Origin of the sequence: Pseudomonas sp. 18.1.10, assembly GCF_024655625.1 — a bacterium.
In the GTDB taxonomy this organism is placed as follows: Bacteria; Pseudomonadota; Gammaproteobacteria; order Pseudomonadales; family Pseudomonadaceae; genus Aquipseudomonas.
Genome location: NZ_JANLGL010000098.1, coordinates 1 through 21,208, shown reverse-complemented (window position 1 = coordinate 21,208; position 21,208 = coordinate 1). Strand labels below are relative to the sequence as shown.

The window sequence follows — 21,208 nt, the reverse complement described above, 5'->3', positions numbered from 1 at the left end:
TTTATAAGAGACAGCTCGCTAATAGGGTGGTTCAGTCGACTCATCGGGTGGCTGACACACCGCATTCGCGAGCAAGCCCGCTCCCACACAAGCCCACACCCACATAAAACCGTCTCCACCTTTTAGCCCGGTGTTGCTTCGGCCTTGAGCTGCTCACGAAACGCCTTCGGCGAAAACCCCACTCTTCGGCGAAACAACCGCGAGAAGTTCGTCGGGTCGGAAAACCCCAGCACCTCCGACATCTCATTGATGCTCATGCTGGTGTACGTCAGCAGGCGCTTGGCTTCCAGCAACTGGCGGTCATGCATGATCTGCAGCGCCGGTTGCCCACCCAACTCCCGACACGTACCGTTCAGGTGTGAGACCGAGATCCCCAGCTTGTGGGCCAAGTCCTCGATCTTCGGATGCTCGCGGTAATGCTGCTCCACCAGTTGGGTAAACCGCCGGAAATACTCATGCCCGCGCGGCGCCCGTGGGTGGCGGCGCTGGAGCGCCTGGCGGCTGATCCACACCAGCAGCACGCTGACCAGGGCGTGCATCATCATGTCCCGCGCCGGTTGTTCATTGGCGTATTCGTCCTGCAGGCGGGCGAACTGGTGGTTGAGGTAGTCGCTGTCCTTGCCGGCCGGATAATTTCCCAGCGCCTGCAGGGCGTCGACCGTGGCCCCCAGTTGCGCCTGCAAGTGGCTGACGAGGGGCGCCGCCAGTGTCACCACGTAGCCCTCGACGTCCTCGGCAAACCGAAACCCATGCACGCACAGCGGCGGCAGGACCTGCAGCGTCGCTTGGTTGATCGTGGTGCGCTGGCCTTCGATTTCCAGATGCGCCTGGCCTTTATGCACGTACAGCAATTGGCACAGATCCGCGTGCCGGTGGGGTTGGATTTCCCACTGGTATTCCCGACTGCGCCGGGAAATGGTTTCGCAGTGCAACAAATCGGGGGTGGGCCATTGCTGGTCCTCCCCGTAAAGCTTGAAGACCGGAATCGCGGTTTTGGTCATGGTTTCAATCCAATACCCAGGAGAGTGGTGCGGTAATCGCCCCAATTGGCAAAAAGCGCAGGCTTTGGCGCAGTTTTCACCTTCTTATACCGGCCACTCAAGTGAAAAATGTCAGCCACAAGACCAATGACAACGCTTTCACTCAATCCGTTCGAGTGGAATCTACGGGCGATAAAAATAATGAAAATCCTGAAAACTCAAGTCGCCATCATTGGCGCCGGTCCCTCCGGACTGTTGCTCGGCCAACTGTTGCATAACGCCGGCATCCAGACCTTGATTGTCGAGCGCCAGAGCGCCGATTACGTGCAAGGCCGCATCCGTGCCGGGGTGCTGGAGCAAGGCATGGTCGACCTGCTGCGCGAAGCCGGCGTGAGCCAGCGCATGGACCGTGAAGGGCTGGTGCACGATGGCTTTGAACTGGCGCTGAACGGCCAGCTTACCCACATCGACCTCAAGGCCTTGACCGGCGGCCAGTCGGTGATGATCTACGGGCAGACCGAAGTCACCCGCGACCTGATGCACGCCCGCACCGCCGCAGGCGCCAGCACCCTCTACGAAGCGCGCAACGTGCAGCCCCATGATCTGAAAAGTGATCGGCCGTGGCTCACCTTCGAACACCAGGGTGAAGCCTTTCGCCTGGAGTGCGACTACATCGCCGGTTGCGATGGATTCCACGGCGTTGCCCGTCAGTCGATTCCGCAAGAGTCGTTGAAAATCTTCGAGCGCGTATACCCTTTCGGCTGGCTCGGCATCCTTTCCGATACGCCGCCAGTACACGCCGAACTGGTGTACGCCAAACACCCGCGCGGCTTTGCCCTGTGCAGCATGCGTTCGCCGACCCGCAGCCGCTATTACCTGCAAGTGCCGGTGGAGGAGCCGCTGGATGAATGGTCGGACGCACGCTTCTGGGACGAACTGAAAACCCGCCTGCCCAGCGAATTGGCCGAGCACTTGGTGACCGGGCCGTCCATCGAGAAAAGCATCGCGCCCTTGCGCAGCTTCGTGGTGGAACCGATGCAGTATGGGCGCCTGTTCCTGCTCGGCGATGCGGCGCACATCGTGCCGCCGACCGGGGCCAAGGGCTTGAACCTGGCGGCGAGTGATGTGAGTACCTTGTACCGCATCTTGCTCAAGGTGTATGGCGAGGGGCGCGTGGACCTGCTGGAGAAATACTCGGCGATCTGCCTGCGGCGGGTGTGGAAGGCGGAGCGGTTTTCCTGGTGGATGACTTCGATGTTGCATCAGTTTCCCGAGGCGGATGGGTTCAGCCAGCGGATTGCCGAGAGTGAGCTGGAGTACTTCATTCATTCCGAGGCTGGGCGTAGGACCATTGCTGAAAACTATGTGGGACTACCCTACGAAGCCATCGAATAGCGAACACCACAAAATCCGACTGTAGGAACATGGCCCATGTGGGAGCGGGCTTGCTCGCGAATGCGGTGTGTCAGTCAAAGCTATTTCGACTGATCCACCGCATTCGCGAGCAAGCCCGCTCTCACAGGTTTTGACCGTATTTCATCCTCAGGGGCTGTAGTACCCAACCGCCACCATGTAATGCCCGCTCTTGCGCAGGTAAGCATGCTTGTTCTCCACCTTGCCCGTCACCGGGTTCTTCCAGCGGTACTTGTATTCCCCCTGATCCTGCTCGGCCATCAGCTTGAGGATCGGCTCGCCCACCGGCTTGCCGTCGGGGTCCTTGATCTTGCTGAAGTCGGTGTTGATGAGCCGCAGGTTGGTGCCATGGGCCACGTAGCGCCCGGTGCTGAGATCGACCACAAACACATACAGGTCGTCCTGCAGGAAGCCGCCCTGCAATGAATTGATCGCCTTGAGCGTACCGGCCTCATCCTTGACCAGCGCGTCCACCGCCTTGTTGCGCAGCGCCCGCGCCTGTTCCGGGGTGGCCCGTGGCAGGTAGTAACCCACCGCGAGGATGCGTTCGCCGACGCGCTGGTAGAACACGTGCTTGTGTTCGACCTTGCCGTCGTTCCAGTTCTGCCAGCGGTAGTCGGCCTGCTGGATGCCCTGGCCTTCGGGCACGCTGAGCGCGTCCTTGAACGACTGGCGCAGGTCCGGCCCGAGCACTTCGCTCACGTCACGCCCGATCAAGGCGGAAGAGGGCCCGCCGCTGGCCAGCAGCACGCCCTGGGTATCGACCACGAACACGTAGCGGTCCTGGTCGATGAATTCGCCCTGGCGACTGAAGGCGGCGAACGCCTTGTCGCCCTGGGTCTGGTAGTACGCCAAGGCTTTTTCCAGCAAAGCCTTGGCGGCTTGCGCGTCCGCATCGTCTGCGGTCGCGGCATGCACCTGGCTGAAACACAACAGCAGCAGCCAGGTGATGCGCAGCATTGCCTTCATGGTCCGTCCCTCGTTCTTGTTTGTGTGCCAAGAGCGTAGACGGTCGGCGCCGATTCAGAAGGGTTTGGTAGGCAGGTACTTGCCGTCCAGGGTGATGACCGCGCGGGAGCCGCCGTCCGGGTCTTCGACTTTCTTGATGTCCAGCTTGAAGTTGATCGCGCTGATGATGCCGTCGCCAAATTGCTCATGCACCAGGGCCTTGAGGGTGGAGCCGTAGACCTGCAGCATTTCGTAGAAACGGTACATCGTCGGGTCGGTCGGCACGCCACCGGGGAAGCTGCCGCGCAGGGGCACGCTTTGCAGCAGGCGGCTGGCGTCCTGGTCCAGGCCGAGCTTGTCGCAGACCACGTCGGCGGCTTCTTTAGGCAATGGATGCTGGCCGAGCAGGGCGGCGGTGACGAACGCCAGGCTCAGGCCGGTGCCGTCGGTGAGGTCCTGCCAGGACAGGTTCTTGCGCGCCTTGAGGTCGATAACGGTATTGGCCAGGGCCAGGCGTGGGGTTTGCGCGAATTGGGCTTGCAACATGGTGATGTCCTCTGGGTTAAAAAAGGGGGTGTCAGGCGTGAACCTGGGGTTGATCCAGCAGCGCGACGAAGCGCCCGCTGCGGTGGTCCAGGGCGTCGATGGCGCCGGTTTCGATGTCATAGACCCAGCCGTGCAGGGTCAGCCGGCCTTGTTCCAGCGCCAGGGCGACCGAGGGATGGGTCTTGAGGTTGGCCAGTTGTGCCACCACGTTTTCGCGCACCAATGCATTCAAGCGTGCGGCGTCCGAGAGGTGGTCGCGGGCGGCGTTGATGACCTTGGCCGACTCGGCATGGCGCAACCAATTGGCCACGGCCGGCAGGTGATCCAGGCATTTGCAGGTGGAGATCGCGGTCATCGCGCCGCAGTCGGAATGGCCGCAGATCACAATGTCGCTGACCCCCAGCACCGCTACTGCGTATTCGACGGTGGCCGACACGCCGCCAGGCTCCGGGCCGTAGGACGGCACAATGTTGCCGGCATTGCGGATTACAAACAGGTCGCCAGGTTCCTGCTGGGTCAGCAGCTCCGGGACTACACGGCTGTCGGAGCAGGACACAAACAAGGTGCCGGGGCTTTGGGTGGTCGCCAGGTGTTTGAACAGGTCGCTGCGTTGGGCAAAGGCTTCGCTCTGGAATTTGCGGAAGCCGTCGATGAGATGCTGCATGGTGGTTCTCCTTGCGTCGCTGATGGGGCAAGGATGGAAGTTTTCAGCTATAGCGTCCAAGACCGGCTTATTATGGTTTCTATAAGTCATGCCTATAGTTGGAGCGCCGTCGATGTTGTTGCGCCATATCCGTTACCTGCTGGCCGTTGCCGAGCATCGCAATTTCACCCGGGCTGCCGAAGCGCTGCACGTGTCGCAGCCGACCTTGTCGCAACAGATCAAGCAGCTTGAAGAAACCCTGGGCGCGCCGCTGCTGGACCGCTCCGGGCGCAGCGTCAGCCTGACTGACGCGGGTGAAGCCTACGTACGTTTTGCGCGCCTGGCCTTGCAGGACCTGCAGGCCGGCACCCGCGCCATGCACGACGTGCAGGACCTGAGCCGTGGCAGCTTGCGCCTGGCGATGACACCGACCTTTACCGCCTACCTGATCGGCCCGCTGCTGGCGCAGTTCAACGCCTTGTATCCAGGCATCACGGTCAGTGTCGAAGAGTTGACCCAGGACCGCATGGAAGCCGCGCTGACCGAGGACCTGCTGGACATCGGCATCGGCTTTGCCGGCGAACACCTGCCGGATATCGCGTGTGAAGCGCTGTTTGTCGAAGCGCTCAGCGTGGTCGTCAGCGCCAGCCATCCGGCGTTGCAGGCGCCGTCGTGGCTGGAACAGCCCATGGTGCTGTTGAACCCAGGCTTTGCGACCCGCCGCTATATCGACGATTATTGCCGCCAGCAGGGGGTGAAACCGCACATCGCCATGGAGGCCAATTCCATCAGCGCGATCATTGAAATCGTGCGCAATACTGCATTGGCCACCATCCTGCCCAGTGCGATTGCCACGGCCCATTCGGGTTTGCAGGCGGTGGCAATCAGCCCCGCGTTGCCCCAGCGCAGGGTGGCGCTGTTGAGTCGCCAGGGCGCCTATCGCAGCGCCGCCTGCACGGCGTTCGTCGCGCTGATAAAAGCCATGCCGAATGTTTAGCCAAACTGCAACCAAACTCCGTCAACCCTGAATTTATCCAACTATCCGGGCGTGTGACGCTGCCGGGCATCGACCTCACTGTGATCCCCCATGGACGGTTCCCCCGACACGCTTCCCGAGCTGGCTTTCTGGGCACTGTTCCATTGCCGGCACGCGCGCCCACCAGACGCCGTTCTCCTACGTTGATCCGCCCCCCGTAGGGCGTGCACTTGCGCGCCTGCCTGACGCACACGTATGAGAGTTCCCATGAGTGATTTTGCCTGCCTGCACGAAGCCCAGACTTTCTTTGCGCAACACCCGGACATCGAGATGTTCGAGCTGTTTATCCTCGACAACAACGGCGTGCCACGGGGCAAGCTGCTGCACCGCGACGAGCTGTTGGCGGTGTACGAAAGCGGCCGGCCGTTGCCCAGCACCATCCTCGGCCTGACCATCAATGGCGATGACGTGGAAAACTCCGGGCTGGTCTGGGACGTGGGCGATATCGACTGCCGCGCCTACCCGATCAGCGACAGTTTGCAGCGCATGCCGTGGCGCTTGATACCGACGGCGGCGGTGCAAGTGAGCATGCATCCGACGGAAGGATTACCCGCCACCGTGGCCGACCCCCGGCATGTGCTGGCCAAGGTGATCGACGGGCTCAAGGCCGACGGTTATTACCCGGTGATGGCGGCCGAGCTGGAGTTCTACCTGCTGGACCAGAAACCCGACAGCCATGGCCGCCCGCAACCGGCGCGGGATGTAGACGGCGGGCGCCCGCGCTCCACCCAGGTTTACGGCCTGCGTGAGCTGGAGCAAATCGAGCCGTTCCTCGCCGACCTCTACAGCGCGTGCAAACTGCAAGGCATCCCGGCGCGCACGGCGATCTCCGAGTACGCCCCGGGCCAGGTGGAAATCACCCTGGAACACCGCACCGACGCCCTGCAAGCGATGGACGAAGCCGTGCGCTACAAGCGCCTGGTCAAGGGCGTGGCGCACAAACACGGGATGACCGCCTGTTTCATGGCCAAGCCGTTCGACGACCTGGCCGGCACCGGCATGCACATGCACGTGAGCCTGGCGGACGCCGAGGGCCACAACCTGTTCGCCAGCGAAGCCGCCGATGGCACGCCGCTGCTGCGCCAGGCAGTGGGCGGCATGCTCAGCACCTTGCTCGACTCGCTGCTGCTGTTCTGCCCCAACGCCAATTCCTACCGGCGCTTCCAGACCAACAGCTACGCGCCGCTGGCCGCCACCTGGGGCGTGGACAACCGCACCGTCAGCCTGCGCGTGCCCGGCGGGCCGGCCAACTCCCGGCACATCGAACACCGCATCTGCGGCGCCGACGCCAACCCGTACCTGGCCGCTGCCGCGATCCTCGCCGGCATCCATCGCGGCATCCGCGAACAACGCGACCCCGGCGCGCCGGTGGAAGGCAATGGCTACGCCCAGGCCAAGGAGCTGTTGCCCACCGACTGGTTGACCACCTTGCGTGCGCTGGAAGGTTCCAGCTGGGCGCGGGATGCGTTCGGCAGCGAATTCCTCAACGTCTACCTGGCGGTCAAACGCGCCGAGTACCGCCAGTTCATGGGCGAGGTGGGTGAGCAGGATTGGCGCTGGTATCTGCATCAAGCCTGACCGGGTTTTACGGCAGTGAGGGCTTCGACCTTTTTTTCACGTTGCAGTGGTTAAGCTGCGGCACAAGGTCGTTCACTACCGTTTCATTCATATGGGCCCGTGATGTCGCCACAACCTCCATCCTCCATCGAGATCGAATACGCCGAGCGCTGTGACCGTGAGCACGCGCGGGTCTGCGGCGACACGCGTCCGCCCGGGCTGTTGCAGCGCCTGGCGGCGTGGCGTGATGAGCGGTTGGTACGCCACGCGCTGAAGGTGGCGGGCGAGCCGGGGTTGATCCTTGACCTGGCCTGCGGCTCGGGGCGCTTCTGGCCGGTGTTGGCCGAGCACATCAACCGCGTGATCCTGGCCTCGGACAATTCCCAGGCCATGCTCGACCACGCCCGCACCCACCACCCGGCGGCGCTGCTCAAACGCATCAAGACATTCCAGGGCTCGGCGTTTTCCATCGGTTTGTCGGCGAATGCGGTGGACTGCATTTTCTGCCTGGAGCTGTTTCGCCATGTGCCCAGCAGCGAAGGGCGCCTGGCGTTGCTGCGCGAGTTTCACCGGGTCAGCCGCGACACGGTGATCGTCTCGGTCAATTCGGCCGTGGCGGTGGATGACGAATTTCGCCAGGCCGGTTTCAGCGTGCTCAATCACCAGGAATTCCTGCCCGGCTCCAAGCTGTGGCGGGTCTACGTGCTGCGTAAGAGAGGATAACTGCCGCCTGTCGGACTATTCTTTCGTCTCTTGTCGGAGTTTTCATGATGGCGGGGGTATTGCGAGTGCTCGCGAGGCCCTTTCGCGATATATACTGCGCGCCATTCTTCAAGGGAGAGCCGTGTGGCCATCGATATTCACTGGATCTGCGACAACGATAGCCTCGGCCAGCATTGCGCCGAATGGCAGCAGTTGCCATTCGTCGCCCTCGACACCGAATTCATGCGGGTCGACACCTTTTATCCCATTGCCGGGCTGATCCAGATTGGTGATGGCGTGCGCGCTTACCTGATCGACCCCCTGACCATCGACAACTGGCAACCTTTGGCTGCGCTGCTGGAGAACCCGGCGGTCATCAAGGTGGTGCACGCCTGCAGCGAAGACCTGGAAGTGTTGCTGCGCCTGACCGGCAGCCTGCCGGTGCCGCTGTTCGATACCCAACTGGCTGCCGCGTACCTGAACCTCGGTTTCTCCATGGGCTATTCGCGCCTGGTGCAAGCCGTGCTGGATATCGAACTGCCCAAGGGCGAGACCCGTTCGGACTGGCTGCAGCGGCCCTTGTCCGAGACGCAGATCAGCTACGCCGCCGAAGACGCGGTGCACTTGGCCGAAGTCTACGTGCGCCTGCGCCCGCAGCTGTCCGACGACAAATACGCCTGGGTGCTGGAAGACGGTGCGGAGCTGGTGGCCAACCTGCGCCGCGAAACCGATCCGTACGAGGTGTACCGCGACGCCAAGCTGGCGTGGAAACTGTCCCGCGCCCAGCTCGCCGTACTGCGTGAACTGTGCGCCTGGCGCGAGCAGCAAGCCCGTGCCCGTGACCTGCCGCGCAACCGCATCATTCGTGAGCATTCGTTGTGGCCCCTGGCCAAGACCCAGCCGGATAACCTCGCCGCCCTGGGCAAGATCGAAGACATGCACCCGCGCACCGTGCGCCAGGATGGCCAGTTCCTGCTGGACCTTATCAAGCGTGCCGGCAGTGTGTCCGTCGACCAATGGCCGCCGGCTGTCGCCGAGCCGTTGCCGGTGGACGCCGCGGCGCTGATTAAGCAACTGCGTGCCCTCGGCCAGGCCGAAGCCGAACGCCTGGAGATGGCGCCGGAGCTGATGCTGCGCAAGAAAACCCTCGAAGCCCTGGTCAAAAGTGGCTACCCCGATGGGCCCTATAAATTGCCAGACTCGCTGCGTGGCTGGCGCCGCGAGTTGATGGGCCAGGCGCTGCTCGACAGCCTGGCCACTGCCGGAGAACAGCCTTGAAACGTATTTGCTCCATCTACCGCAGCTCCAAACGCGCCGGCATGTACCTCTACGTGCTCAAAAGCGATGTGCTGGAACGGGTGCCCGAAGGTCTGTTGACGATATTCGGCAAACCGGTCCACGCCTTCAACCTGGTGCTGACGCCCGAGCGCAAGCTGCAACAGGAAGACATCGTGCAAGTCCTGGAGAACCTCGACAAGCAGGGTTACCACCTGCAAATGCCGCCGCCCGAGGACGAGTACATCGAGCACTTGCCCGAAGAACTGCTGCGCCGCAACGACCCGATGTGATCGGTCAGTGCCCCCTTCGGGGCACCTTTTTCAATGCAATCGTATTAGTGGGCGGTGGCCGTAAGGATGCGGGCGGCCGTCTGCACTGTTTTTGAAAGGTTTTAAGCATGCGTGTTCTGATTGCTGAACAGGATCACCCGCTCTACGCCCAATTGCTCGGCGAAGCGGCACCGGACCTTGAGGTGTTGACCAGCGGCGACTCGGCCGAATTGTCCCGCCTGGCCGCCGATTGCCCGGTATGGCTGGGCCAGCCCGACCTGCTGGCCACCCTGTTGCGCCAGGGCCATCAACCGCAGTGGCTGCAGTCGACCTGGGCGGGCATCACACCGCTGCTGGCCGAGGGCTTGCCGCGCAACTATCGCCTGACCCGTGCGGTGGGCATCTATGGCCAGGTCATGGCTGAGTTTGTCCTCACCTACATGCTCGGCCACGAGCGCGAAGTCCTCGCGCGGCTGGTCAGCCAGGTCGAGCGCAAGTGGGATAGCCGCATGGGCCAGAGCCTGGCGGGGCGCAAGGTGCTGATCGTCGGCACGGGCGATATCGGCCAGAGCGTTGCCGAGTTCCTGGTACCGTTTGGCGTCAAGCTGTACGGCATCGCCAGCGCTGAGCGCGAGCAGGCACCGTTTATCGAAGTGGCCGGCCTGGATCAGTTGGGCCGCTTGGTGGGCGAGGTGGACTACGTCATCAACCTGCTGCCCAACACGCCGGCGACCCATGATTTGTACGACGCGGCGCTGTTCAAGCAGTTCAAGCCGACTGGGTTGTTCATCAACGTCGGCCGTGGCGTGTCGGTGGTCGATGCGGATCTGGTCGAGGCATTGAAAGAAGGGCACTTGGCCGGCGCGGTGATCGACGTGTGCCGCCAGGAACCGCTGCCGCAACGCCACCCCTTCTGGACCGCCTGGGGCCTGTTGTTGACCGGGCACAGCTCGGCACCGACTTCACCGCCGATGATGGTGGCGTTGTTCCTAGAGAACCTGCGGGCCTACCAGGCCAAGGTGGCACTGCGTGGCGAAGTCAGTTTCGAGCGCGGTTACTGAGCCGGCTTTCAGATTTGTTCCATTGACATAAAGCCTGACATTCAAGCTGGAACTTCGTCCTTGGGTTTTAACACCCATAGAGCCCCGGAGGCGCCGACAAGCGCCTCCCACTCGACGACGTTTTCAGCTATGGACAGGTACTTTCATGTCAGCCATCACGGCTACGCGTTTCACGCCTTCAATCGCGCCTTTATTGCCCGTTGCGTCATCGTCGACGCCTGATCGGCCCGGCGCCTCCGCCGCCAACACCCTCGACAACCCGACGGCCTTGCTCCGCGCATTCGGTGACACCTGCAATTGGCAGACCCTGGCCCGGCATCTGCAGGCCATTATCCAGGCCATGGGCACGCCCGACGGTGACCCCGCCTCGCGCTTGAAAAGCGCCGCGATGGTTGTCTGCGAAGATTCATCCTATTTCCGCCAGCACGCACTGACGGCCATGCACACGGTGAGCCTGGAGGACTTTATTCGCGGCAGCGGCCTGAGCGTACCCAGGACCCTGGCGGAGCTGGTCACACTCAATAGCCGGGTGCTCAAGTGGGCCCAGACGCCACCCTTGGGCAATTTCGGCGGTGCGCTGGCCTGGCCCGCACCCTTGACGCAACACGACCAGGCCGCCATCCAACGCTTGTTGCAAGGCACGACCACGGGGTTGCCGGGGCTGCCCTTGGCCGACCGTGACAAAGGCGTGCTGGGGTATTTGCTCAGTGGCAGCTCGGTGACCGCTGCCGACCTGGGCGTCGCCAGCCGCGCCATGGAAAAACTCCTCGGCTCGCCCAAGGCCCAGGCGCTGGGGCACGCCATCCAGGCTGAACTGGGAGGCGTGGCGACGGACACGAGTGTCAATGATTACCTGATGGCGGCGATCCAGTGGGGGTTGGACCCCGAGTCGAGCCAAGACACCCGCCCGAACAAAACCGCTGGTTTTGACTTAGGCCAAGCCAGTCACCGCGGGCAACGTGCGAACGAAGTGGTCGACGCCCTGAGCCGTCACCTGATCGCCAGCGGCCGCGCCAGCGTGCCCACCGCCAGGCTGGCGACGCGGTTGCTGCTGGCCAGAGTCGCGCCTGAGTTCCTGGTCCGGGAAATCCCTGCGAGCGTGACCTACGGCAGCCTGACCTGGGCTCAACTGGCGATTGCCACTGCCAGGATCGAAGCGGACACCCCTGGACGCTCGCTCTCCATGAGCTACAGCGAAGTGTTGGCGTGTGCTGCGCAACTGCACACCAGCAACACCCTGTTGCAAGGCATCCAGCAAACAGCACTGACGGACTGGGGCGTGGCGAACGGCTTGCTCAGCCACGATGCGCCGACGGACGCCGAGCGCGAGTCAGTGCGCATCGAATACAACCGCCAACTGCAGGCCCTGACCACGGCCAGCAGCCTGGCGCAGACGCCCATCCCCAGTCGTCGGCAGATGGCGCTGGCCGCGCTCAAGGCGGCGTTCCCGGACCTGGCCCCTGCGTTGTTTGACGCCAAGGCGCTGGTCGGCGTGTTTCGAACGCCCGGCAGGACCGGGCGGGTCGATGGGCCGCGCTCCATGCTGGACATTGTCATGCACGGCAAAAAACTGGGTGCCGATGCGCATTGGGAGTCGGCCGACAAACGCATTCCTGCCGCGGCGTTTTGCCAGCTGTATGACAGCGGCAAGCTGGACCTGGCCGACACCTTCAAGGCCCGCTATGAACAGGCGATCTCGGCCACTGAAAAGGGCCACCAGGGCCTGGCGCAGTACCTGTTGTCCACGCTAGCGCCGCAAGACCGCAAAAACCTCGAGTACGGGGCGTTGGAGTTCTTTCACACCAACGACTACACGATGGCCATGGACCTGTTTTCCAAACCCACCCTGAAAACCCGTGGGCATACCTTGCGGGTCAAAACCACGCTGGGGGGGGAGGTCAATGTCTATGAGATTGACACTGCCAAGGCGACGATCGAGAAACAGAACTTCTGGATCAGGCGCTACACGCCGCCGTACACGGACCAGAACCTGCATCAGACAGAAGCCAACGTCATCAGCAAGACGGTGTTGTTCAACCCCTTCAAGGATGAGCAGCCCGATCTGGCCAAGGCGCAACCGTCCACCGGCGCAGACAGGCCCAACGCAGGCTCGGCGCGCAGTGAGTACATCGCCAGGGTGTTCGCAAAGTCCCTGGACCTGGGCAATGACGACCTGTTGCGCCAGGCCAGGGGCAACACCTCCTATGACGACCAGCACGCCAGCAGCCAGGCGGTCGGGGAGTTCTTCCTGAACCTGATTCCCCTGAGGTCTGCCATCGTCAACTTCACCCACGGCAATATTGCCGAAGGCCTGTTCGACTTGAGCCTTGATGTGATCGGCTTGGTCACCCTGGGCGCCGGCAAGGCCGCACAGGCGGGCAAGGCGGTGTCAAAGGGCATCACCACGCTTGGCGGGGTGTCGAAAGTCGCACGATTTGTCGGTGCCAGCGCCATCGCTGCATTCAACCCACTGAGCGGTGTCGGTGATGTGGCCATGGGCGGCGCCAGGTTGATCGGCAACGGCGGTCGCCGTCTGATCGGCAAAGGCCTTGAAGGGGTCAACCGGCTCAGGGGCGCCAGTGGCAGTTACGACCTGTTGAAGGCCGCCAGCAAGCAGCACGGCGAAGTGGCCATCGGCACCTTTGAGGTGGCAGGCCAGGTTTATGAAGGCGCCGCCGTGCTGCGCAATGGCAAATGGCATGGCTTTGACGCCGACAAGCTGCGGGCTTTTGGTGGCGAACTCGATCACTTCAAGGCTCACGCGCGGGCGGTAGACGGCGCACTGGTCACGGCGGAGGTCGCGCCGGGTCGGGAACTGAGCAACGGGTTGTTTGCCGAATTCAAGCTACCCGAGTCAACCCTCGCCGGACGCTCGCGTAACAGCCGGGGAGTGTATGTGGCGGCTGATGGCCACGTTTCCCATATCCGGCATATCGACAGCAGTGGCCAATCGGCAGTCTATGAAGTGCGCGAGGTTAGCCGTACGCCTGAGGGGAGGGTCCAGGCGCGGGTTTACAGCGCCAATCGGCAAACCCCGTTGTTGCTTCAGCATGTGCAGGGCGACCAGTGGATGCGCCTGGGCGCCAGCGGCGGCAGCCCGACAGGGGTGGCGGCGGATCTCGGACGGGTGATTGGCGGCGGGTCAGAGGGCCGCCTTTACGAGAGCCTTGATGGCATCCATGTCTACAAGGAGACCCGTAGTGCGGGTCATACGAAAGTCCCCGGTTACTTCGAGAACCAAGCCGCCAGCCTCAACCAGTATTACGGCGAAGGGTTTGCCGCCGCGATGCTCGAAAACGGCCATGGCTACCTGAAAATGAAAAAACTGCCTGGGGTCAGCCTGGAGCAAATTCCCCCGCGCAGCTTGCCGCCGCAGGCCCGGCGCGCACTGGAAGACATGTTGGACACCCTGCAGCACAAGGAGCTGTTCCACGACGATATGCAGCTGTCGAATTTCCTCTACTCGGCCAAGGAAAACAAAGTCTACCCGGTGGATTTGTCCGCTCCGCCTCGCAACGTCCTGCACGTAGATGAGGCGACCTACGCGATACACCGGAATGACTTCCTGCGCGATGCCGAAAAACTGCGGGCGCAGTTCCGTGAGTTGATCGCGTGAACGGGCGCGGCAGGTTTGCATGGTTTTCTATCCTTGGAGCGACACTTACATGACCGTCATCAGTTTCCCAGGCACTTTTCGTCACCTACCTTCACTGGTTCCCCCACTCCAGTCTGCGCTGCCGAGCACCGATCAGGCGCAACGACCTATCGCGCCTACCGGTGCGGCCAGCCTCGATAACCCGGCCGCACTGAAAACAGCGTTTGGCGACAGCTGCAATTGGAAAGCGCTGGCGCAGAAGCTTCAGGCCGTCATGGCCGCTTTGAGCCCGCGGTTTTCCCCGAACGCTTCCTCCACAGCGGGGCAATACACCACCTCTTTTGCCGTCGAACTGGCGCTGATGTTGAACGGCATGGCCATGCCTGTGTGCGAGGATTCGACCTACTACCGCCAGCATGCGCTGACGCCGCAAAGCCTGGTCAGTCTTCAATCCTATCTCCAGGGCAGTGGCTTGAGCGTGCCCGGTTCCTGGGCTGAACTGGTCGATCTGAACCAGCGTGTGGCCCGGCGTGCGCAGGCCCACACACTGGGTAATTTCAGTGGAGCATTGGCGTGGCCCGTGCCGCTTGGCACCGACGATCAGCGCTCGATCATTGCGCTGATGCAAAGCGCCAACCCTGCGTTGCCTGGGCTGCCCCTGGCGGATGAGCGCAAAGGGGTGCTGGGGTATCTGCTCAGTGGCAGTGCCGTGTCCGATGCCGACTTGCTGGCCCCGACCCGCGCCATCGAAAAACTGCTCGGCTCGCCCAAGGCTCAAGCGTTGGGGTTGGCCATCCAGACGGAACTGGGCGGGATTGCCACGGACAGCAGCCTCAATGAGTACCTGCTGGCCGCGATCCAACTGGGCCTGGACCCCGAGCATGGTCAGGCGCCCGTGCGCAATAGCGTCGCCGGGTTCGATCTGGCGCAACCCCAGCACCGGGGCCAACGGCCTTCGACGGTGATCGAGGGGCTGCGCCGGCACCTGCTGGAGGAAGGCCGCGTGAGCGAGCAAACCGCGCTCTTGGGCGCGCGCCTGGTATTGGCCAAGTCGGCACCGCAGTTTCTGGTCAAAGACATTCCGCCGAGCGTGACGTATGGCAGCCTCACCTGGACCCAGTTGGCGATTGCCACTGCGCGGATAGAGGCCGACTCGCCGGGGCGCTCGCTCAACCTGACTTATAGCGAAGTGCTGGCGTTTGCCGAGCAGGTCGAGACCCCGGAACCGGTGCTCCAGGACATCCGCCAAAATGCCTTGGCAGACTGGGGCGTGGCCAACGGTTTGCTCGGCCACGACACGCCAACGGACGCCGAGCGCGAGTCGGTACGGACCGAGTTCAACCGTCAGATGCAGGCGCTGACCACGGCCAGTGATCTGGCGAAAACGCCGATCCCCAGCCGCCGGGAGATGGCGCTGGGCGCGCTCAAGGCGGCGTTCCCAGGCCTTGACCCTGCGCTGTTCGAAGTGGAGGGGATGGTCGGCGTGTTTCGAATCCCCGGAAGAACCGGCAAGGTCGATGGCCCACGTTCGATGCTGGACATTGTCATGCACGGCAAAAAGTTGGGTGAGCATGAGCATTGGGAATCTGCGGACAAACGCCTTCCCGCCGCCGCGTTTTACGCGTTGTGTGAAAGTGGCAAGTTGGAGGTCGCTGAGCCCTTTGAACGCGAGTATGACCAAGCGATCACGGCGGCCAAAAAAGGTCACCAGGGCCTGACCCAAGCCCTGTTGGCGACGTTACCACCGCAAGACCGCAAGAACCTTGAGTACGGTGAGTTGGAGTTCTTTCATACCAACGAGTACCAAATGGGGTTTGGCATGGTCATTGCCCCGTCGCAAACCCTGAAAAAAAGGGGGCACACCCTGCGGGTCAAAACCACGTTGGGCGGCGAGGTGAACATTTATGAGATCGACACCAAGGCGGGCACGGTCGAAAAACAGAACTTCTGGATAAGACGTTACACGCCGCCGTACACGGATAAGAACCTGCACCAGGTCGATGGCGATGTGATCAGCAAAACGGTGCTGTTCAAGCCTTTCAAGGATGAGCAGCCGGACCTGGCCAAGGCACAGCCCAGTGCGGGTGACACACTGCCGACCTTCGGCTCGGCACGCAGTGAGTACATCGGCAGGGTGTTTGCCGAGTCCCTGGATTTGCGCAACCAAGACCTGTCGGACCAGGCCCGTGGCGTTACGTCCTATGACAAGGAGGCCGCCAGCCTTGAGGCAGTCGGTGAGTTTTTCCTGAACCTGATTCCCTTTCGATCAGCCATCGTCAACTTTTCCAATGGGGATATTGGCGCCGGGCTGTTCGACCTGAGCCTGGATTTCATTGGTCTGGTGACGTTGGGCGCGGGCAAGGCGGCGCAGGCGGGCAAGGCCTTCTCAAAGGGTGTTTCCAGCGTGCGCGGGGCGGCCAAGGCCGCGCGATTTGTCGGCGCGACGGTGATCGAGGCATTCAACCCCTTGAGCGGTGCGGGTGACCTGGCCCGGGGCGTTGGCGGGATTATCAAAAAAGGCGCCAGCCGCTTGGTTTCCAAAAGTCTTGATGGGGTCAACCGGCTCAGGGGGGCAAGCGCTAGCTACGACTTGCTCAAAGCCGCGAGCCAGCAACATGGCACCGCTGCAATAGGCACCTTCAAGGTGGCAGGAGAAACCGTTGACGGTGCGGCGGTGTTGCACAAGGGCCAGTGGTATGCGCTGGATGTGGAAAAACTGTGCCCCTATGGACGCCCACTTGAAGCATTCGCGCCTGGCACTCGCGCGATGAATGGCATGATCCTCGCGCCATCGTTGGATAATGGGTTGTACACCACTTTCAAGGTCCCGGAATCGACGATCAACGGGCTTTCGCGTAACAGTCAAGGTATCTATGTCGCGGCGGATGGGCACCGCTCGCATATCCGCCACATCGACAGTAACGGCCTGAGTGCCGTGTACGAAGTGCGCCAGGTTACCCGTACGGCGGAGGGGGCCGTGCAGGCGCGGATCTATCACAACAACCGGCAAACGCCCCTGCTGGTCGAGCATGTCCAGGGCGACCAATGGCAACGGCTCGGTGCGCAGGGCGGTGGACTGACGTCGGTTAAATCGGACCTGGGGCCGGTGATTGGCGGGGGCGGTGAAAGCACTGTCTACGCCAGCCTGGATGGCAAGAGTGTTTATAAAGACCTGGGACCAACCCTAAAGACTACTGCCGAGGGCTACACCGACATGGAGGTGGTCAACCTGAACAAATACTACGGGGAAGGCTTTGCCACGACGGTGGTCGATGAGGGGCACATGTACATAAAGATGGGCAGGATCGACGGCGTAGCCCTTAGCCAGATCAAGAAGGGGTCTTTGCCAGCATCCGCGCGGTCGTTACTGGCTGATACGTTTGCTGAAATGGAGGCCAAGGATATTTTTCACGGCGATACACAGCTGAAAAACTTCATGTACTCCGCGAAAGATAACAAGATTTACCCCGTGGATATGGATGGTGTGCCTGGCAAGGTCATGCCGCCGTTTATCAAGGCCATGTATGAAATGAACAAAGCAGACGCGCTCGAGGCGTTCGAAAAACTGCTTGCGAAAGCGGATTAACGGCTCCTGCATTACGCGTCTCTCGACTGAGATCGGTCAACGTTGAAGCTGCACCTTGGGGGTGCAGCTTCATGCGTCATCAAAGGCTGAAATCACCTTCCGACACCAGCTCGCTCAACGGCCGACGCGGGCTCGGCACTTCACGGCCTTGCAGGTATTCCGGCAGGGTCGACTTGTCCCCCAGCTTGCCCACCGCCACGGCGGCATGCAGGGCATAACCTTCAGGGATTTTCAGCTCTTTGCGGGTCAGTTCCTGATCGAAGCCGGCCATGCCGTGGGTGTGCCAGCCGCTGAGGCTGGCTTGCAACGCCAGGTGGCCCCAGGCCGAACCGGTGTCAAAGGTGTGCCACAGCGCCGGGGTTTCTTCGCTGGCGCCGGGGGCGGTGAAGTCGGTCTTCGACGCGATGATGACCAGCGCCGAGGCGTGTTGCGCCCAGCCACGGTTGAATTCATTCAGCAGGCCGAGGAAGCGCTCCCAGTCCGGCGTGTCGCGGCGCGCGTAGAGAAAACGCCATGGCTGCGAGTTGTAGGCCGACGGCGCCCACCGCGCGGCTTCGAAGAAACTCAACAGGGTTTCTTGCGGGATGCTTTCGCCGGTAAAGGCGCGGGGCGACCAGCGGTCGGTGAACTGGGTGTGGATCGGGTAGTCGGCAACACGTGTCATGGGCGCTTCCTGAGGGTCAATTCGGCGTTCAAAGCTACTGCGCGGCCACTAGACTGACAAGTGTTGTTACACCGCCAGTCGTAAGCACTTGGTTCCACGGGCCCTGGGCACTAGACTGGCGGCCTTTTCACCGACCGATACTGATGTAGAGCCATGGCCGCGATAGTCGAACCTTTCTGGAAACGCAAAACCCTTGAACACCTCGATCAGGAGGAGTGGGAGTCGTTGTGCGACGGCTGTGGCCTGTGCTGCCTGCAAAAGCTTGAGGACGAAGACGACAACAGCGTCTATTACACGCGTATCGCCTGCAAACTGCTCGACCTGAAAACCTGCCAGTGCACCGACTACCCCAACCGCCGCGACTCGGTGCCCGACTGCATCCAGCTCACACCCGGCCAGGCCGACCAGTTCAAATGGCTGCCGCCGACCTGCGGCTACCGCCTGGTCAGCGAGCGCAAGGACCTGCCGCTGTGGCACCACCTGGTCTGCGGCGACCGCGATGCCGTGCACCACGAACGTATTTCCCAGTCCGGGCGCATGCTCGCCGAAGGCAGCGTGCCCGAAGACGACTGGGAGGATTACCTGATCTTCCGCGCAGGCTGATAAAGGAGTCGCTATGACCATGGCAGTCAAGCTGGCCGCCACCCTGGTGTTGCTGGCGCTGAGCGGGCCGGGCTGGTGCGCGAAGAAGGTCGATCTGGATTATCACGTCAAGTTGCTGCCCCAGAGCGATCAGGCCGAAGTGCGGGTGAGCCTGTCCCAGGGTTCGGCGGTGCGCAGCCTGGACTTTGACCTCGGCCATGACGGCGACTACAGCGACTTCAAGGCCGACGGCCAATGGAAAGTCACCGCCAGCCGTGGCCTGTGGCAACCCAGCGCCGACAAGGCCAGCCTGACCTACCGCGTACGCCTCAGCCATGCGCGCAAGGCGGGCCTCTATGAAGCGCGCATGACGCCGAGCTGGGCGCTGTTTCGCGGCGAAGACCTGGTGCCCACCGCACGGCTCGACCAGCAGGACGGTGTCGAGTTGGTCTCGCGGCTGGTATTCGAATTGCCCGCCGGCTGGAAAAGCATCGAGACGGCCTGGCCGCGCATTGGCAAGAACAAGTTCCGCATCGATAACGTCTCGCGGCTGTTCGACCGGCCCACCGGCTGGATGCTCGCCGGCACCCTCGGCAGCCGCCGCGTGCGCCTGGGCGAAACCGAAGTCACCGTGGCCTCGCCCAAGGGCCAGGCCATGCGCCGCATGGATGTGCTGACGTTGCTGACCTTCGTCTGGCCGCAGGTGGAGGCCGCGTTCCCACGGCATCCGGCCAAGTTGCTGATCGTCGGCGCCAGCGACCCGATGCGCCGTGGCGCGTTTTCGGCGCGCGACTCGATCTACCTCAACAGCCGCACGCCGCTGATGAGCGAAAACGGCAGCAGCCCGTTGATCCGTGAAGTGGTGCAGGCGATTGGGCGTTTCAACGACCACGACACCAGCGACTGGATCAGCGAAGGCCTGGCCGAGTATTACGCCATCGAGCTGGTGCGACGTGCGGGAGGAATTACCGATGAGCGCTATCAGGCGATCCAGGCGCGGTTGGCGAAGGAAGGCAAGGACGTGAGCACCTTGCGCGGCGAACACGTCAGCGGCGCCACGGTGTCGCGGGCGGTGGTGGTGTTGCAGGAGCTGGATCGCGAGATTCGCGTAAAGACCCACAACAAACGCTCGCTGGATGACTTGGCGCAGGCGGTGATGCGGGCCAATAGCATCACCACTGCGGAGTTTGTGCAGTTGGCGGAAAGCGTGATCGGCGAAGCGTCGGTGGTGCTGGATAGCAAGTTACTGCGTTGATCTCAGGGCCTGCACAAGTCCAATGTGGGAGCGGGCTTGCTCGCGAAAGCGGTGGATCAGTCAACTCATGTGCTGACTGACAGACTGCATTCGCGGGCAAGCCCGCTCCCACATTGGGATCTCCAACATCTGATGGGTCGTGTTCAGACGGTGGTTTTTTCCGCCGCCACTTCAGCCGGAGTCTTCAGGTTTTTCAACTCCGCCCCCACACGCTCGATCTTCGTGCGAACCGTGTTCATCTCCTGGCGCCCCTGCTCCAGCTTGTCCTTGAGCGAGCTGTGCCCCGTAAGCCCACGGGCCAGCACCACACCGCCAATCGCCACCTGGATCAAGCCGAAAATCCCGCCACGGCGCAGGCCTTTGCCCACCATCATCACGCCACCGGCCACGGAGCCGATGCGTTCCAAGCCGTGTACGTTTTTGCTGTCGTTCATGATCTGTCTCCAACAAGGCGAGTGATACGTAGCTGACCGCCCGCAGGCGCCGGATGTTCCCGCAAACTCAGTACTTGGGGCCCGAACGGGTGTTGTTGCCCTTGGCCAGGCGGTCGTAGAGCACCACGTTGACGGTGGCGGCAAGGTTCATGCAACCGGTGGTCGGGATGTAGACCACGTCTTCACACCAGTCGCGGATCTCTTTGTCGAGGGAGCCGTCTTCGGGGCCGAAGATGTACAGCGCGCGGTCGGGGTGGGTGTATTCGGGCAGCGGGCGGGCGCCGTCCACCAGTTCCACGGCGACCGGGATGCAGCCCAGGGGCAGGATCTTCTTCAGGTCATCGATGCCGATCAGCGGAATGTCGTGGTGGACCTTCTTGGTGTCGGTGATGAAATCCCGCGCACGCTCGTAACGCACGCCGGTGTAGAACACCGAGGCCACGCCGTAGCAGCCGGCGGCGCGCATCACCGAGCCGACGTTTTCGGGGGATTTGGGGTTGTACAGACCGATGCAGCTGTAGCGTTTATTGCCCACGGGGAAGGGTGCCTTGGAGAAAAAACGCGATTATACGGTGCTGAGGGTTGTGGTGCTTGGGCCATTGCTTTCGCGAGCAAGCCCGCTCCCACATTGGATTGGGTTCACAGATATCTATTTGTGA

At 62.3% G+C, this 21,208-nt stretch carries 18 protein-coding genes; 11 read left to right on the top strand and 7 right to left on the bottom strand.

Annotation, left to right across the window (positions count from 1 at the left end):
* Positions 1–122: 122 nt before the first annotated feature.
* Positions 123–1,001, bottom strand: coding sequence for a helix-turn-helix domain-containing protein (locus tag NUV89_RS17285; RefSeq protein WP_257782273.1), 879 nt, complete (start codon positions 999–1,001; stop codon positions 123–125).
* Between the two features lie 189 nt (positions 1,002–1,190).
* On the opposite strand from NUV89_RS17285, the gene pobA reads away from it, so the two are divergent.
* Positions 1,191–2,375 (top strand): 4-hydroxybenzoate 3-monooxygenase, encoded by a 1,185-nt coding sequence (pobA, locus tag NUV89_RS17280; RefSeq protein ID WP_257782275.1) that lies wholly within the window; start codon positions 1,191–1,193, stop codon positions 2,373–2,375.
* 147 nt (positions 2,376–2,522) lie between these two features.
* Here pobA and NUV89_RS17275 read toward each other — a convergent pair whose 3' ends face one another.
* The 3 genes from NUV89_RS17275 to NUV89_RS17265 are packed head-to-tail and all read right to left on the bottom strand — an operon-like array spanning position 2,523 to position 4,551.
* On the bottom strand, positions 2,523–3,362 hold the full coding sequence (locus tag NUV89_RS17275; RefSeq protein ID WP_257782272.1) for a cache domain-containing protein: 840 nt from the start codon (positions 3,360–3,362) through the stop codon (positions 2,523–2,525).
* Between the two features lie 54 nt (positions 3,363–3,416).
* Positions 3,417–3,887: a cyanase gene (gene cynS / locus NUV89_RS17270; RefSeq protein ID WP_257782271.1), complete on the bottom strand. Its 471-nt coding sequence runs from the start codon at positions 3,885–3,887 to the stop codon at positions 3,417–3,419.
* Positions 3,888–3,918: 31 nt separating this feature from the next.
* Complete coding sequence (locus tag NUV89_RS17265; RefSeq protein ID WP_017736299.1) at positions 3,919–4,551, bottom strand: carbonic anhydrase; 633 nt, start codon at positions 4,549–4,551, stop codon at positions 3,919–3,921.
* A 112-nt stretch (positions 4,552–4,663) separates the two neighbouring features.
* Here NUV89_RS17265 and cynR point away from each other — a divergent pair, with 112 nt between their 5' ends.
* The 8 genes from cynR (at position 4,664) to NUV89_RS17225 (ending at position 17,614) form a co-directional block, all read left to right on the top strand.
* Positions 4,664–5,527, top strand: coding sequence for a transcriptional regulator CynR (gene cynR / locus NUV89_RS17260; RefSeq protein WP_257782274.1), 864 nt, complete (start codon positions 4,664–4,666; stop codon positions 5,525–5,527).
* 246 nt (positions 5,528–5,773) lie between these two features.
* Positions 5,774–7,144, top strand: coding sequence for a glutamine synthetase family protein (locus tag NUV89_RS17255; protein WP_257782270.1), 1,371 nt, complete (start codon positions 5,774–5,776; stop codon positions 7,142–7,144).
* 102 nt (positions 7,145–7,246) lie between these two features.
* Entirely contained in the window at positions 7,247–7,846 is a 600-nt protein-coding gene (locus NUV89_RS17250) for a class I SAM-dependent methyltransferase (RefSeq protein WP_257782269.1), read from the top strand.
* Between the two features lie 123 nt (positions 7,847–7,969).
* A complete protein-coding gene (gene rnd / locus NUV89_RS17245; RefSeq protein ID WP_257782268.1) occupies positions 7,970–9,103 on the top strand; it encodes a ribonuclease D in 1,134 nt (377 codons plus the stop codon).
* Positions 9,100–9,393 (top strand): YcgL domain-containing protein, encoded by a 294-nt coding sequence (locus NUV89_RS17240; RefSeq protein ID WP_257782267.1) that lies wholly within the window; start codon positions 9,100–9,102, stop codon positions 9,391–9,393. The genes rnd and NUV89_RS17240 overlap by 4 nt, the downstream gene beginning before the upstream one ends.
* 107 nt (positions 9,394–9,500) lie before the next feature.
* Positions 9,501–10,433 (top strand): D-2-hydroxyacid dehydrogenase, encoded by a 933-nt coding sequence (locus tag NUV89_RS17235; RefSeq protein WP_257782266.1) that lies wholly within the window; start codon positions 9,501–9,503, stop codon positions 10,431–10,433.
* A gap of 145 nt (positions 10,434–10,578) precedes the next feature.
* Positions 10,579–14,049, top strand: a complete 3,471-nt coding sequence (locus NUV89_RS17230) for a hypothetical protein (RefSeq protein WP_257782265.1) — start codon at positions 10,579–10,581, stop codon at positions 14,047–14,049.
* Between the two features lie 49 nt (positions 14,050–14,098).
* Positions 14,099–17,614 carry a hypothetical protein gene (locus NUV89_RS17225; protein WP_257782264.1) on the top strand — a complete coding sequence of 1,172 codons (3,516 nt, stop codon included), beginning with the start codon at positions 14,099–14,101 and terminating at the stop codon, positions 17,612–17,614.
* A 79-nt stretch (positions 17,615–17,693) separates the two neighbouring features.
* On the opposite strand, the gene NUV89_RS17220 is transcribed toward NUV89_RS17225, so the two are convergent.
* Positions 17,694–18,278 carry a nitroreductase family protein gene (locus NUV89_RS17220; protein WP_257782263.1) on the bottom strand — a complete coding sequence of 195 codons (585 nt, stop codon included), beginning with the start codon at positions 18,276–18,278 and terminating at the stop codon, positions 17,694–17,696.
* A gap of 153 nt (positions 18,279–18,431) precedes the next feature.
* On the opposite strand from NUV89_RS17220, the gene NUV89_RS17215 reads away from it, so the two are divergent.
* Both NUV89_RS17215 and NUV89_RS17210 read left to right on the top strand, forming a co-directional pair.
* Positions 18,432–18,881, top strand: a complete 450-nt coding sequence (locus NUV89_RS17215) for a YcgN family cysteine cluster protein (protein ID WP_017736289.1) — start codon at positions 18,432–18,434, stop codon at positions 18,879–18,881.
* Between the two features lie 13 nt (positions 18,882–18,894).
* A complete protein-coding gene (locus NUV89_RS17210) occupies positions 18,895–20,115 on the top strand; it encodes a hypothetical protein (RefSeq protein ID WP_257782262.1) in 1,221 nt (406 codons plus the stop codon).
* A 143-nt stretch (positions 20,116–20,258) separates the two neighbouring features.
* Here NUV89_RS17210 and NUV89_RS17205 read toward each other — a convergent pair whose 3' ends face one another.
* Both NUV89_RS17205 and NUV89_RS17200 read right to left on the bottom strand, forming a co-directional pair.
* Positions 20,259–20,549: a DUF2892 domain-containing protein gene (locus NUV89_RS17205; RefSeq protein WP_257782261.1), complete on the bottom strand. Its 291-nt coding sequence runs from the start codon at positions 20,547–20,549 to the stop codon at positions 20,259–20,261.
* 67 nt (positions 20,550–20,616) lie between these two features.
* Positions 20,617–21,084 carry an RNA methyltransferase gene (locus NUV89_RS17200; protein WP_014717486.1) on the bottom strand — a complete coding sequence of 156 codons (468 nt, stop codon included), beginning with the start codon at positions 21,082–21,084 and terminating at the stop codon, positions 20,617–20,619.
* Positions 21,085–21,208 lie beyond the last annotated feature (124 nt).

Coding starts and splice junctions, on each gene's coding strand:
- NUV89_RS17285 (WP_257782273.1), bottom strand. CDS start 1,001: ATGACCAAAACCGCGATTCCGGTCTTCAAGCTTTACGGGGAGGACCAG.
- NUV89_RS17275 (WP_257782272.1), bottom strand. CDS start 3,362: ATGAAGGCAATGCTGCGCATCACCTGGCTGCTGCTGTTGTGTTTCAGC.
- cynS (WP_257782271.1), bottom strand. CDS start 3,887: ATGTTGCAAGCCCAATTCGCGCAAACCCCACGCCTGGCCCTGGCCAAT.
- NUV89_RS17265 (WP_017736299.1), bottom strand. CDS start 4,551: ATGCAGCATCTCATCGACGGCTTCCGCAAATTCCAGAGCGAAGCCTTT.
- cynR (WP_257782274.1), top strand. CDS start 4,664: ATGTTGTTGCGCCATATCCGTTACCTGCTGGCCGTTGCCGAGCATCGC.
- NUV89_RS17255 (WP_257782270.1), top strand. CDS start 5,774: ATGAGTGATTTTGCCTGCCTGCACGAAGCCCAGACTTTCTTTGCGCAA.
- NUV89_RS17250 (WP_257782269.1), top strand. CDS start 7,247: ATGTCGCCACAACCTCCATCCTCCATCGAGATCGAATACGCCGAGCGC.
- NUV89_RS17235 (WP_257782266.1), top strand. CDS start 9,501: ATGCGTGTTCTGATTGCTGAACAGGATCACCCGCTCTACGCCCAATTG.
- NUV89_RS17230 (WP_257782265.1), top strand. CDS start 10,579: ATGTCAGCCATCACGGCTACGCGTTTCACGCCTTCAATCGCGCCTTTA.
- NUV89_RS17225 (WP_257782264.1), top strand. CDS start 14,099: ATGACCGTCATCAGTTTCCCAGGCACTTTTCGTCACCTACCTTCACTG.
- NUV89_RS17220 (WP_257782263.1), bottom strand. CDS start 18,278: ATGACACGTGTTGCCGACTACCCGATCCACACCCAGTTCACCGACCGC.
- NUV89_RS17215 (WP_017736289.1), top strand. CDS start 18,432: ATGGCCGCGATAGTCGAACCTTTCTGGAAACGCAAAACCCTTGAACAC.
- NUV89_RS17210 (WP_257782262.1), top strand. CDS start 18,895: ATGACCATGGCAGTCAAGCTGGCCGCCACCCTGGTGTTGCTGGCGCTG.
- NUV89_RS17205 (WP_257782261.1), bottom strand. CDS start 20,549: ATGAACGACAGCAAAAACGTACACGGCTTGGAACGCATCGGCTCCGTG.